The sequence below is a fragment of the Formosa sp. Hel1_31_208 genome (assembly GCF_900104785.1).
Taxonomy (GTDB): Bacteria; Bacteroidota; Bacteroidia; order Flavobacteriales; family Flavobacteriaceae; genus Psychroserpens.
In genome coordinates this window covers 1,486,607-1,501,218 of sequence record NZ_LT629733.1, presented here as the reverse complement: position 1 = coordinate 1,501,218, position 14,612 = coordinate 1,486,607, and the positions used below count along the sequence as shown (strand labels likewise).

10 protein-coding genes are annotated in these 14,612 nt (G+C 35.7%); 4 read left to right on the top strand and 6 right to left on the bottom strand.

Annotated elements, in window-relative coordinates; all coding sequences use genetic code 11:
* Positions 1 to 38: 38 nt before the first annotated feature.
* The 5 genes from BLT57_RS06800 to ffh form a co-directional block, all read right to left on the bottom strand.
* On the bottom strand, positions 39 to 3,752 hold the full coding sequence (locus BLT57_RS06800) for a T9SS type A sorting domain-containing protein (RefSeq protein ID WP_091424022.1): 3,714 nt from the start codon (positions 3,750 to 3,752) through the stop codon (positions 39 to 41).
* Between the two features lie 120 nt (positions 3,753 to 3,872).
* Positions 3,873 to 4,337: a hypothetical protein gene (locus BLT57_RS06795; RefSeq protein WP_157717135.1), complete on the bottom strand. Its 465-nt coding sequence runs from the start codon at positions 4,335 to 4,337 to the stop codon at positions 3,873 to 3,875.
* 298 nt (positions 4,338 to 4,635) lie between these two features.
* Complete coding sequence (locus BLT57_RS06790; protein ID WP_091424017.1) at positions 4,636 to 5,343, bottom strand: TIGR02206 family membrane protein; 708 nt, start codon at positions 5,341 to 5,343, stop codon at positions 4,636 to 4,638.
* Positions 5,344 to 5,368: 25 nt separating this feature from the next.
* A complete protein-coding gene (locus BLT57_RS06785; protein WP_091424014.1) occupies positions 5,369 to 6,244 on the bottom strand; it encodes a bifunctional 5,10-methylenetetrahydrofolate dehydrogenase/5,10-methenyltetrahydrofolate cyclohydrolase in 876 nt (291 codons plus the stop codon).
* Between the two features lie 125 nt (positions 6,245 to 6,369).
* Positions 6,370 to 7,698 carry a signal recognition particle protein gene (ffh, locus tag BLT57_RS06780; protein WP_091424011.1) on the bottom strand — a complete coding sequence of 443 codons (1,329 nt, stop codon included), beginning with the start codon at positions 7,696 to 7,698 and terminating at the stop codon, positions 6,370 to 6,372.
* Between the two features lie 237 nt (positions 7,699 to 7,935).
* On the opposite strand from ffh, the gene BLT57_RS06775 reads away from it, so the two are divergent.
* Genes BLT57_RS06775 through BLT57_RS06760 form a run of 4 tightly spaced genes read left to right on the top strand, consistent with a single transcriptional unit; the run spans position 7,936 to position 12,259 of the window.
* Positions 7,936 to 8,451 carry an RNA polymerase sigma factor gene (locus BLT57_RS06775; protein WP_091424008.1) on the top strand — a complete coding sequence of 172 codons (516 nt, stop codon included), beginning with the start codon at positions 7,936 to 7,938 and terminating at the stop codon, positions 8,449 to 8,451.
* 48 nt (positions 8,452 to 8,499) lie between these two features.
* On the top strand, positions 8,500 to 9,396 hold the full coding sequence (locus BLT57_RS06770) for a FecR family protein (protein ID WP_091424005.1): 897 nt from the start codon (positions 8,500 to 8,502) through the stop codon (positions 9,394 to 9,396).
* Positions 9,389 to 11,704, top strand: a complete 2,316-nt coding sequence (locus BLT57_RS06765) for a TonB-dependent receptor (RefSeq protein ID WP_172827436.1) — start codon at positions 9,389 to 9,391, stop codon at positions 11,702 to 11,704. Before BLT57_RS06770 ends, BLT57_RS06765 begins: the two co-directional genes overlap by 8 nt.
* Before the next feature lie 9 nt (positions 11,705 to 11,713).
* Positions 11,714 to 12,259 carry a YfiT family bacillithiol transferase gene (locus BLT57_RS06760; protein WP_091423999.1) on the top strand — a complete coding sequence of 182 codons (546 nt, stop codon included), beginning with the start codon at positions 11,714 to 11,716 and terminating at the stop codon, positions 12,257 to 12,259.
* A gap of 1 nt (position 12,260) precedes the next feature.
* Here the strand turns inward: BLT57_RS06760 and argS are convergent, their stop codons facing one another.
* The gene (gene argS, locus BLT57_RS06755; protein ID WP_091423996.1) at positions 12,261 to 14,039 is read right to left on the bottom strand and encodes an arginine--tRNA ligase; all 1,779 of its coding nucleotides are present in this window, start codon (positions 14,037 to 14,039) and stop codon (positions 12,261 to 12,263) included.
* Between the last annotated feature and the right edge of the window lie 573 nt (positions 14,040 to 14,612).

The following is a 14,612-nucleotide window of genomic DNA, read 5'->3' as shown; positions in this document are numbered from 1 at the left end:
AGATGTTTAGGGTTCATTAATTACTCTGGCACTACCTATTAGTCCCTATCAAGTATAAGCTTCTTAATTTTTGTTCCTTTATCTGAACTTACTTTTAAATAATACACTTGACTAGGTAAGTCGCCTAACTCTAGTAAAAGTTTATCTTCTTTTAGATCTCTGTAGTTTTTAGAAAAGACCAGCGTCCCTACTAGGTTGAACACTTCAACCGTAGTATCTCCATTGTCTTTTTCAGATAATAAGACATTAGCCAATCCACTCGTCGGATTTGGATAAATATCAAAATTAAAATCAACAGACTCATTCCTTAAAGTAAAATTGCCTTCATCTTGACAGTCAGAAAACATTTTGACTTGCGCTTTTGTCATGCATCCATTAGCATCAATTACCATTACTGTGAATAGCACAACTCCTGGTCCTGGATCAAATGATAATATTGGCCCGGTATTAGAACCAATAATTGACCAATCCGGATTAGCACTAGACATATACCACGTATAATCATAAGGCGCTGTACCTCCTTGAACACCGACTGTAACAGAATGATCACCCTCCTTTATTTCACAAGGAATTAAACTGTCATTAAACTTCGATTGAATCTGAGCAGTTAATGGGTCTGGTTCAGTAATGACAACAATAACAACATCAACACAAGGATCAAAAGTTCTGTTCTTTATATTAGTGTCTTCCGTATTTGATAATCTAGATAAAGAATTATCAATAAGACTGGCAACAATAACGTAAGTCCCAGGTCCAAACGTTGTTTGTCCGCTAAGATCGGCTCCATAACCATTCTTTTTAATTGTATAAAACGCTCCATCACTAAGGCTTTCAACAGTTATCGTACCATCGTTAGCTCCATAGCATGAAATATTTGTAGAACTAACTTCAATATCAACTAATTCAGGCTCAACTATTGTGAGCTCTTCAGTAATTACACATTCCTCAAAATCATTTCCTTCGAAAAACGCAGATACTATATACGTGCCAGGCTCATACATCATATTTAAGTCATAAGGTTGTCCGTTTACTGTAACAGTGGCCCCCTCAGTAACAAAATCAATAATAATTTTACCATCATCGAGTCCAAAACATGTCACATCAAAGCTAGATACTTCTAATTCTACACAGACACAATTTGGTGCTATAACCTCGATTGACGATTCACATTCCGGATTACTGCTGGTGGTTGTAATGGCTACATTTTGATCATATGGAATATCATATACCGTCCATGAATTATTACCATTATTAAATACTTCACCATAATTAGAAGTCACCGTTCCTTCTGAAACTTGAACAACAACTGAATATTCTCCAAATTCTTCGTCACAAATTGGTTCCTCTGCTGAAATACTTAGAATTAATTCTTCAACCTCTACGGTCGCCACATCATCCGGACATGGGTCTGTTCCAGCGACAGTATAGAAATATGTTCCTGCTCCATTAGGTTCAGGACTCCAAGTACCCCCTGGGTTAGGATCCCCTTGTAAGGCTTCAAATAATTCCTCTTCAGAAACTGTTCCCCCTTCACAAATTATAAGCTCTCCATTTTCACCAGCATTAACGGGTTCACGACCTTTTATATTAAAAGTAGAGCTGCAACTTACACCGTCTAGATTGCAACGATCTATAGCTATATACTCAAATTCTAAGAATATATCTGTATCACATTCATTAATTGGTAAATCAGGGAAAGACCCTAAGTTATCTGTTGCATTACATCCTCCTGTCTTGGTGAAGCTTGCTTTCCATGTATCATAAGCATCCTGAATTTCCTGTGCTGTTAAGGATGATCCTAAATTTACATTTGCTGGACAACTTACCTCTAAGACTGGTGATGGTGTAATTGTGAAACTTGCTGTGTCTGATCCATTTTCACATAGGTCCGTTACATTGTATGTTACATTTACTGTTCCTCCTAAACATAAGTCTGGTGCGCTATAAGCACTTGCTAATTCTCCTGTTGCATCACAACCGCCTGTAAATCCAAACTTATCTAAGAAGTCTTGGAAGGCTGTATTTAATAATGTCTGATCTGCATAATCACATGATGCATAACTCTCATTGGCGACGTCTGTAACTACTAGTGTAGCTACATAAGCTTGTACAGTAAATGTACATGTAATTGGTGTGGTCTCTGCACAATCATCTTTCGCATTAATCGCTACTGAAATCACTTGATCTACACTACCACATTGGGTTGGTGCTTCTAAAGCTGATACATCTGTAGAATATTCTACTTCTGCATTACAACCACCTGTAGCACTAAAGTTGGCTAACACTGATGCTTTCCATGCATCAAAGGCTAATCCGATCTCTGCATCTGTAGAACATCCATCTAACACATTGTCTGTCGGACACTCACCTACTAAGGCCAAATCATTTGTATATGCAGGAACCGTAAAGCTTGCTGTTACTGGTGTGGTCTCACCACAATCGTCTTTGGCGTTAATATTTACAGTCACTACTTGTGCTGTAGTATTACAATAGCCATCTACTGATAATTCTAATAACACCTTATCATATTCAACCTCGGCATTACATCCTCCTGAGGCTGTCATTGCATTTAAATCTGATATCCATTGCCCAAACTTAACTGCTGGATCTTCACAGGCATCTGTTGTAACATCTGCTGGTTTAGCACTCAATGCCAAATCATTTGTATATGCAGGAACCGTAAAGGTTGCTGTTACCGGTGTGGTCTCACCACAATCGTCTTTGGCGTTAATATTTACAGTCACTACTTGTGCTGTAGTATTACAATAGCCATCAACTGAAAGTGTATTTGGATCTACTGAATATTCAACCTCAGCATTACATCCTCCTGAGGCTGTCATTGCATTTAAATCTGATATCCATGTTGCAAATTCATCTGCTGGATCGTCACAAGCTGCTACTACAACATCTGTTGGTTTAGCACTTAAGGTTAACTCTGGATTTGTAATAATAATGTTCTGCTCGCAGGTAGCAAATTCAGTTCCATCAAACAATAATGTATATGTTCTGGTAAAGTCTGCACCATCGCCATCGCCACAAACATCTGTATCTCCAAGATCTTCAACAGTCATGGTAACTATCGCGTTACAAGATTCAATATTCGAAAACACATCTTCTGGACTTGTAAATGCTGTAGGGATTTCGCACCCCTCTTGATCTATATTAGTAAGATTGCAAGTCGCTTCAGGCACACAACATAGAGGTGCATTACCACTTGCGCTTGCTATACAATCATCAGAATTACCATTATTGGGATCACCTGGAAATGGATCTGGATTATCACATGTTCCTGAGGGGGAGATGGTGGTAGGCGGATTTGAATTATTAGTTTCGAAAATCTCTATATTATATGAACTACCTTGAGTATACGTTAATGTTATAATTCCCGTAGTCACAGGATTTGAATCTGAAATATTAGTGAGACAGACTGTTGATGATAACCCGTTTGCATTTATTGAGTTTGAATCATAACCAACAAATTCACCATTAATTCCTTCTATTGGAACGTTTACTGTAAAAGTACCGTCATCATTACATACTGTTTCTGATGTATTGGTCGTTAATGAACATGTTTCAAAACTCGCATCTCCACAACCAAATCTAGCTTTGAAATTATTAATTTCTACATCACCATCAGCATCCTGATCCCATACTGCAAGGTAAAAGTTTGTCGCTTGTAGGAAATCAGCACCATTAATTGGAATTGTATTCCAAGTATTAGAACTCTCAACTCCACATGAAACTTTAGTCAAATCACCACAATCACCACTTAATTGCTGCCCATTAGTTGCGAGAGATGTTCCTGCCTGATTGGCTCCTGATAGGTATAATGCCCATGCTATTGTATCACCTGAATTATCATTAATTTGAATTTAAAAACTACCAGCTTGTGGTCGAACATCAAAATTGAACCAAATTATGGGTTGACCGTTGGTAGGATTAAGTGGGGTCACTATTGAACCATCACTAGGATCTATACACGTATCTCCGGATACATCAATTAAAAACGAAGAGGGATCATAGATAGAACCATTAAAAGGGCCCACTGACGGTTGTGTTTCAGCGGAACTACCGCATTTCACAATACCTTTAGGAAAGGTATTCTGTGCGACATTATCATCAACTGACCCATCTGGTAACCAAGCGGCTCCATCTACCCAACGTTGTGCTCCTTCACAAGGTGTATCAACTGCTGCGGTCTGTGCATTAGTGAACAAAACACTAAAAAACAAAAAAGTCAAAGTAAGCAGTAACTGCCGTTTGACCATGAATTTAGAAATCGAGGTGTTAAGAACGTTATAACAAACGTAAGATAAATTAATAGCGAAAACATTCATAATGATTGGTTTTAATAATTAAACCAAACATAATCAGTTACATTTAAGATGTAAACTTGGGTTGATGGGCTATTAATCAACCAATAAAATGTCTTAGGGATTCTAATAATGGGCGCAGGGATAAAACGCTCATACTTATCAGGTTGGAAAAATAGAAAATTATCCACGAGTCCAATTAACTTTTAGATTATTCCCTAATAAACGTATTCCAAAAGCATAAATACGTAGCTTTATTCTTACTTTTTTAAAAAATTAATGATATAAAGCACTGTTTTACAACGCTATTTCATTAAACACATTAGTGAGCCATTTTTCGTTTGAATAAAAAAGGAAGATAAACTATGAGAAATAAGGGTATAATGATCAATTGGGCTACCAAAATATAATAAGGCCAATCTCCAAAGTAATCTAACAAGGAAGCAGCGTCTGGTTTTTGATTTAAATAGAAATAGTTCGCATCGAGCAGATAATTTACTATCATCATGAGTACTACGTATACCTGTAAAGCCAAAAACGATTTAAATACACTTTTAAACTTTGGTCTCAAATTAAACACAAAAACACTGTAAAAGATTACAATGAGAAGTCCGAGATGAACAATCCAATATCTAAAATAATCGAAACTTGGAAAGCCTTCGGAAATGTCTGGTGTAATAACCCCTTGCGCAGTACCTGCAATAATCCAAAATACCAAAATCTCAAACATCCAATACTTTCGGAAATGCGTGAAAATAGGAATGAGTATTCCTAGTAGACTGCATAAATATAAGGGCAAATCGGTTTTGAAATTATAGTCGCCCAGTAACATGTAATAGACATGAAACACTATTACAAAAACCGAGATAAAAAGAGCTACATAATGAATATTGCGCTGCTGACTTTCCGAAGAGTGTCGTTTGGCATTACTAATTAATAGTAACGCTATGATAAGCGCTATGCAAATTGGCAATATATGTTCCCAACTTAGTATTAAAACACGCTCTAGTGCAGTACTTAATAAAGTCATACTGCAATATAATCAAATGAACTAATTACATGCGTTGCTCGCGTGCCAAAAGTGTATTTTTAAGGAGCATGGCGATAGTCATTGGACCAACACCTCCAGGTACAGGTGTAATAAAGCTTGCTTTTTTACTTACATTTTCAAAATCAACATCACCAGTAATCACATATCCTTTTGGAGAACTTTCATCTTCTACTCTTGTTATGCCGACATCAATAATAACAACATCATCTTTAACCATTTCAGCTTTTAAGAAATTAGGCACACCTAGCGCCGAGATAATGATGTCTGCTTGTGATGTTATTTGCGTAATATTTTTGGTATGGCTATGGGTTAGTGTTACTGTTGAATTTCCTGGAAATCCTTTACGCCCCATTAAAATACTCATCGGTCGTCCTACGATATGAGATCGTCCAATAATAACCGTGTGTTTACCATCTGTCTCTACGCCATAACGTTCGAGTAATTCTAATATTCCAAATGGTGTTGCTGGAATAAAGGTACTCATATCCAATGCCATTTTTCCGAAGTTTTCAGGATGAAAGCCATCGACATCTTTACTTGGATCAACGGCCATTAATACTTTTTGGGTATTAATTTGTCGCGGTAACGGTAACTGTATTATGAACCCATCAATATCATCATTTTGGTTCAACTCTTCTATCTGATCCAACAATTCAATTTCACTAGTCGTGTTTGACATACGTACCATGGTTGATTCAAATCCAACCCGCTCGCAAGCCCTTACCTTACTCCCTACATAGGTCAAGCTAGCCCCATCATTTCCAACAATAACAGCTGCTAAATGTGGTACTTTTTCGCCTTTAGCCTTCATTTTATCAACTTGTTGTTTGATTTCGTCTTTAATATCGTTGCTTACTTTTTTTCCGTCTAGAAGTGTCATGGATCGTATTTTATTGTCAGGTCGAACGCAGTCGAGACCTCATTAGTATCTCTATATTTTTAAAGGCCTCTCGACTGCGCTCGAGGTGACTCACTAAATTTAATTCTATAAAAAAGTATGAGTAATTATTTCATGCCTTTCATCGCTTGCATCATTGCTTTTCCTTTTCCACCTTGCATCATCTTCATCATCTTACTCATTTGATTAAATTGTTTGAGTAGCTGATTTACTTCCTGAACCGAGGTACCCGATCCTTTTCCTATACGTTTTTTTCTACTCGCATTAATAATTGATGGATTAGATCGTTCATCAAGTGTCATAGAGTGTATAATGGCTTCAATACCTTTAAAAGCGTCATCATCAATGTCGACATCTTTCATCATTTTTCCGGCACCAGGAATCATGCCGATTAAATCTTTCATATTACCCATTTTCTTGATTTGCTGAATTTGCTTCAAGAAATCATCAAACCCAAATTGGTTTTTGGCAATTTTTTTCTGAATTTTTCGCGCTTCCTCTTCGTCATATTGTTCTTGCGCTCTCTCAACAAGAGATACCACATCTCCCATGCCCAAGATACGATCTGCCATACGTGAGGGATAGAAGACATCTATAGCTTCCATTTTTTCACCAGTACCAATAAATTTAATTGGTTTATTAACAACCGATTTAATAGAAATTGCAGCTCCACCTCGCGTATCACCATCTAATTTCGTTAAGATAACACCATCAAAATTTAAAATATCATTGAAGGCTTTCGCTGTATTTACAGCATCCTGACCTGTCATAGAATCGACAACAAACAATGTTTCTTGTGGTTGAATCGACTTATGAATGTTCGAAATTTCAGTCATCATTGCTTCATCCACTGCCAAACGACCTGCAGTATCAATAATAACAACATTAAAACCGTTAGCCTTAGCATGAGCAATACCTGCTTCTGCAATAGCTACAGGATCCGAATTTCCCTTATCACTGTAAACTTCAACATTTATTTGATCTCCAACAATATGCAATTGGTCAATCGCTGCTGGTCGATACACATCACAGGCTACAAGAAGAGGACGTTTTGTTTTTTTATTTTTAAGATAGTTTGCTAATTTTCCTGAGAAGGTTGTTTTACCCGACCCTTGTAAACCTGACATTAAAATCACACTTGGATCACCTGACAGATCAATACCTGCGGCATCACCTCCCATGAGTTCAGTTAACTCGTCTTTAACGAGTTTTACCATTAATTGCCCTGGCTGCAAACTTGTTAATACGTTTTGACCTAAGGCTTTCTCCTTGACCTTATTGGTGAAATCTTTAGCGATTTTAAAGTTAACATCGGCATCTAATAAGGCTCTACGAACTTCTTTTAAAGTTTCGGCTACATTGACCTCAGTAATACTACCATGCCCTTTTAAGACATGTAATGCTTTATCTAACTTTTCACTTAAATTATTAAACATATTCTTTTAGAATTTTAAAGCGACAAATTTAATGATTTGTGGTGTATTTATAAAGCGAAGTGAGATAAATCTAAATATAAAAAAAGGATTGCTATGACCAACAATCCTTTTTAACCAACTAAAAACTAAAACTAACGGTTAAGCTTACTTAACTATCGTATTCATTTTATATATAACAACTGAGATTATAAAATCCCTACCATAATTTTTTTTTAACTTAGGCGCAATCAAACTATCATGTCAAAACCTTTAAAGGCTAATATTTGCGAAGAGCGGTTGTTCTCATCTATTTTTAGAAAGTATTCTAAAGATCTTCATAATTTTCTATATTATAAATTTGGCAGTCAGCTAAATCCGCAGGACAAAATGCAAGAAGCATTTGTTAAGCTCTGGGAAAACTGTGCAAAAATCCCACAAGACAAGGCCAAAAGTTTTTTATTCACTACAGCTAATAATTTAATGTTGAATGAATTTGCGCATCAAAAAGTCGTTTTACGGCATCGACAAACAAAACCAAAACACAGTACACATATAGATCCTGAATTTTTACTTCAGGAAAAACAATACAAAGAAAAATTAGAGACCGCTATTGCTAATTTAACTGAAGCACAACGGGTTGCATTCTTAATGAATCGCGCTGAAGGCAAGCGCTTTAAGGAGATCGCACAACTTTTAGACATTTCAACAAAAGCGGTAGAAAAACGCATATATGGAGCGCTAAAAAAATTAAGAGAAGATATTGACGAATTATAAGGGTAGGATTTTTTAATTCTTAACTGTTATATTATTGAATTGTATATTATGAACCGAGAAGACCTCATAAAAAAATGGTTAAACCATGATTTAAATCCGCAAGAGCTTGAAGCTTTCAAGCAACTTGACGACTATAAAGATCTTATGGATTTAGATGAACAGCTTCAAAGCTTCAAGGCCAACACCTTCGAAACGGATCAAACTATGGAATCGATATGGGATACAATTCGCTCAAAAAAGAAATCAACAAACCGCTTTATACCTATTCTGTCTAAAATCGCTGCGGTATTAGTAATCTGCTTTGGTATTTATTTTTATACCACAACGTTAGATACAACTGCCAATACTTTAGCCGCGCAGCAAGAGACAATTTTACTGCCTGATACATCAGAAGTACAATTAAATGCACTATCTGCCATTACGTTTAATGCATCGCGTTGGGATAATGACCGAAGTGTGACATTGGATGGCGAAGCTTTCTTTAAAGTTGCCAAAGGTCAAAAATTTGATGTACAGACGACGTTAGGCACCGTAACCGTAATGGGAACTCAGTTTAACGTTAAACAACGAAAAGACTATTTTGAAGTCACTTGCTATGAAGGAAAAGTTGGTGTTGAGACCAGTTCAAAATCAGGCGCACTCCTTCCTGGAGAACGTTTTTTAATTATTGATGGGAAATATATTGCTACCGAAAAAGAAAACCTAGCCAATCCATCATGGTTAAATCACACCAGTATATTTAAAAGTATTCCTTACCGGGAAGTTGTTGCTGAATTTGAAAGACAATATAACGTGTCTATTGAATTTGACAACTTAAATGGTTCTCAAAAATTTACAGGAAGTTTTACGCATAATGATATTGAAATTGCCTTAAAATCCATTACTTTACCATTACAATTAAAGTATAGTAAATTGGACAATATCATTACATTAAAACGTGAGTAAAAAAGGTGTAATCTATCTTTTTATCATCCTATTCTTTTTGAATTCTGGCATTGGTTTCGCCCAAAACAAGTTCAAAGACCGACGTCCACTTGCTGAAATTCTAACCGTATTAGAGGCTAGATACCGCATTAATTTCACCTATTTAGACCTAACTATTGCAGATAAACTATCAACACTTCCTGAAAAAGAACTCAGTTTAGAGGAAGCTCTAAGTGAATTGAAAACCAATACCAATTTGGATTTCATTATTCTGGATAGTTCTAATATTGTCATCTCTAAGCGTATCAATCCGTTTAGCTATTTCATTACTCAAAAATTAGAGGAAGTAATCATCACTAATTACCTTACCAAAGGGATATCTAAAAAGAGTGATGGAAAAATCAATTTAAAAACACAAGATTTTGGTATTTTGCCAGGTTTGATAGAACCCGATATACTGCAAAGTATTCAAGCATTACCTGGCATATTGAGTGTTGATGAGCGTGTCTCTAACATCAATGTACGCGGTGGGACTCATGATCAAAATTTAATTCTGTGGGATGGTATTAAAATGTATCAATCTGGACATTTCTTCGGACTGGTATCTGCATTTAATCCGTACCTCACAAAAGAGGTAAATGTATCTAAAAATGGTACTAGTGTTAAATTTGGTGATGGTGTTTCCAGTGTCATCGACATGCAACAGTCTAATAGTCTCGATCAGGAATTTAAAGCTGGTGCTGGATTTAATTTGATACATGCCGATGCGTTCGCAAAAGTGCCTTTAAATGAAAAAGTCGAAATTCAACTAAGCGCTAGACGGTCTGTTACCGACTTTATTTTTACGCCAACCTATGATCAATATTTACAGCGTGTATTTCAGGATAGTGATTTTTCAAATGCGTCTCAAATCAATCCAGATGTCATCTCAAATAATGAACGCTTTTATTTCTATGACATTGCGACTAAATTTCTTTATGATGTCACTAATCAAGATCAATTTCGATTTAATTTTTCAACCATTAATAATAATCTCACCTACGACCAACTGTCAAATGATGCTAGTGAAAGCCCGCTGCAAAACTCCCTAGTACAATCTAACTTTGCTACAGGCTTAGAATATTTAAAATATTGGAATAGCAAACTCACTACAACGGCACAGGTATATTATACCAGCTACGATTTAAATGCTACTAACTATGATATCATTAATAACCAACGCTTGAATCAAGATAATCAGGTAGATGATTTTGGTATAAAAATTAATGCCACTAATCACATTGATGATAACTTAAAGCTGCATGGAGGGTATCAATTTAGCGAGGTGATTATTAGTAATTCTGAAGATTTTGACAATCCGAATTTCGAAAGTTTTGTTAAAGAAGTGGTGAGAACACACTCCATATATGGTGAGGCCGAATTTACCTCAGCAAATAAAAATACCTATGCAAGAATTGGTTTACGGACGAATTACATCGAAAAATTTTCTGAGTTTTTTACAGAACCGCGACTTTCAGTAAGTCATAAACTAAATAATGATTTTAGATTGGAGTTTTTAGCCGAATTAAAAAGTCAAACCTCATCACAGGTTATTGATCTTCAAAATGACTTCTTAGGCATTGAAAAACGACGATGGATATTGTCGAACAATGATGATGTCCCAATTATTAAAAGTGTTCAAGGCGCATTGGGCATTCATTATAACAAAAACAAACTTCTAATTAGTGCAGAGGCCTACATTAAAGATGTTGAAGGTATTACTTCAAGAAGTCAGGGGTTTCAAAATCAATTTCAGTTTGCTGGTGCTATTGGAAAATACCAAGTACGAGGAATTGATTTCTTAATCAATAAACAATTTGATTCGTTCAGTACATGGTTGAGTTACACTTACAGTAAAAACGATTACACTTTTGAGGAACTTAATGAAGGGAACAGTTTTCCTAATAATCTTGATATTCGACATGCCGCAACCTTCGCAAGCACTTACTCTATCAATAATTTAAAAATAGCATTCGGTATGAATTGGCATTCAGGCCGACCACAAACCTTACCGCTTGAATTACAAAATACAGGCAATGGCGTAGTTGAATATGAATCCCCTAATAGCTTACGTATTAGTGACTACTTTAGAACGGATATCTCAACGACTTATAACTTGAAATTCACGTCTAAAGTAAATGCATCAATTGGTGTTTCCATTTGGAATCTTTTCGATAGAAAAAACATCATCAATACGTATTATATTGAAGATAATAATGGTGATATCCTTACCATCGAAAACTTGTCTTTAGGGATTACGCCCAACGTAAGTTTTAGAGTTCAATTTTAAAATACTAATATGACTACAGAAGCACTTTATAAACTGCGTTTCCCAATAGGAGAATTTAAAACTCCGACCATGATATCATCGGCGTTAATCAATTCTTGGATTGATGACATTGAAGCCTTTCCAGAGGCTATTAAAAACCTCACGCACGACCTAACAACTGAGCAACTCAACTGGACGTATCGTCCTGAAGGCTGGACTATTAAACAAGTGGTGCATCACTGTGCTGACAGTCATATGAATAGTATCATCCGATTTAAATTGGCGCTCACTGAAGTATCCCCAACAATAAGACCCTATTACGAAGACCGATGGGCATTACTCATCGACGGAAACGACGATGATTTAAAGGATACTTTAATATTGCTTAAAGGATTACATTCAAAATTAGGTAAGTTGCTTAGGCATATTTCAAAGGTCCAGCTTTCGAGAGAATTTATTCATCCAGAACATGGGAAACGCTTTCGAATAGATGAAACTATAGGCGTTTATGCATGGCATAGTAATCACCATTTGGCTCATGTGAAACAAGCCTTGAAATTTAAAGGACAATTCTAAATTACATACGTTCTGGAACGTCTATACCTAACAACCCAAAAGCATTTTTAATTACTTTAGCAACCGTTTCAGATAACTTCACTCTAAAGACTTTTTCTTGTGCATTATCAGCTCCTAAAATAGATACATTTTGGTAGAAAGAATTAAACTCCTTTACCAGGTCATAGGTGTAGTTAGCAATTAATGCTGGACTGTAATGTGCGGCTGCATTTTGAACAACTTCAGGAAATAATTCTAATTGCTTTAGCAACTCTTTTTCTTTGATATGTAGGGCAAAAGAATGGATGTCTTCAGAATTATCCGTTTCCGACTTTCTAAGAATGGATTGTATTCTAGCATAAGTATATTGTATAAACGGACCTGTATTCCCTTGGAAGTCAATAGATTCTTTTGGATCAAACAAGATGCGTTTTCTAGGATCTACTTTTAAAATGAAATATTTTAAGGCACCTAAACCAATGGTTTTATACAGTATTTTCTTTTCATCCTCAGTATAACCGTCTAGCTTACCTAGGTCTTTAGAAATCTCTTCAGCCGTATGCGCCATCTCTACAATTAAATCATCTGCATCTACAACCGTCCCCTCTCTACTCTTCATTTTTCCCGAAGGAAGATCGACCATACCGTAACTCAAATGATACAAGTTATCTGCCCATTCAAATCCTAATTTTTTAATGATTAAAAAGAGGACTTGAAAGTGATACTCCTGTTCATTTCCAACTGTATAAACCATGCCACCTACATCTGGAAAATCTTTTACACGTTGAATAGCTGTTCCAATATCTTGTGTCATATATACGGCAGTACCATCACTTCGTAACACAATCTTTTCATCTAGACCATCATCGGTAAGATCACACCAAACTGAACCATCTTCTTTTTTTAAAAACACACCTGTTTTGAGGCCTTCAGCGACAAATTCTTTACCAAGCAAATATGTTTCACTTTCATAATACAAGGTATCAAAATCAACACCTAAGTTTTTATAAGTGATATCAAAACCATCATATACCCATGTGTTCATTGTCTTCCAAAGTGTCACAACCTCCTGATCACCTGCCTCCCATTTTTGGAGCATTTCCTGTGCTTCTAATAAAATTGGAGCATGCTTCTTGGCCTCTTCTTCCGTTTGTCCTTCGGAAACGAGCTGTTGAATTTCCTTTTTATATTCCTGATCAAATTTCACGTAATAATTTCCAACAAGTTTATCTCCTTTCAGACCTGTTGAATCTGGTGTTTCTCCATTTCCGAAGCGTTTCCAAGCCAACATACTTTTACAAATATGAATCCCTCTGTCATTGATAATTTGAGTTTTATAAACTTTCTTGCCAGATGCTTTTAAGATTTCAGCAACACTATATCCCAACAAATTATTTCTAACATGTCCTAAGTGCAAAGGCTTGTTCGTGTTTGGCGAAGAATACTCAACCATTACCGCTTTATCACTAGGTTTGGTGGTTACAAATCCGAACTTGTCTTGATCTTTTATGCCATTAAAAAATTGAATGTAAACTTTATCATGAATTTCAATATTTAAAAATCCTTTAACGACATTAAAGGCTTTTACTTCATCCATTTCAGCTAACAAATAATTTCCAATTTGTTCACCAATTTGAACAGGATTTCCTTTCACAACTCTCAACATAGGAAAAACAACAACCGTGATATCGCCTGCAAACTCTTTACGAGTTGCTTGAAATTCTACCGATTCTAAATCCGCCTTAAAAACAGATTTTACGGCCTGTTTTACATTGTGTGATAGGGTATCCTGAAGATTCATTAGTCTTGTAATTTTAGGTCAGCAAAGATAGTTTTTTTATTAATTTTTTACGCTCATGCCTTTTATTAATTGATTATTATAAACTGGAATGATCCCACAACCTATTGTATGGGTAATATTAATCAAAAGCCATCCTAATTTTCATCTGCAAATGAAGTACTAAAAGTCCATTTATATTGGATGGTCGCTAGGCTTAAAAATAGCCCTTAAAATCAGTGTATGGGGTTTTGCTAATTACCCATAAATTAGATAGCTCGTGCTAGGCATAAATATACATCATCTATTTGAAGTTCTGGGAGCGTTAATACCTATTCGAATGTGGTATCTGATACTCATTAACTTTTAACACTTACAGTCATAAAAAACTAATTAACAGTTATTTATAGAGCAAATTACTACTAATGTGCATTTCGTCGACAAAAGTGTAATTTCTCTATGTTTTTTGCCGTTTATCTATTCGTCGATATTTTTCTCTTTTTCGAGATTCACTTTAACTAATTTATAGGTATTAAAACCTAAAAATTAGGGTTTAAGAACCTTTTTAGTGATTTTTGGTAAGCTATTAATCAAAGT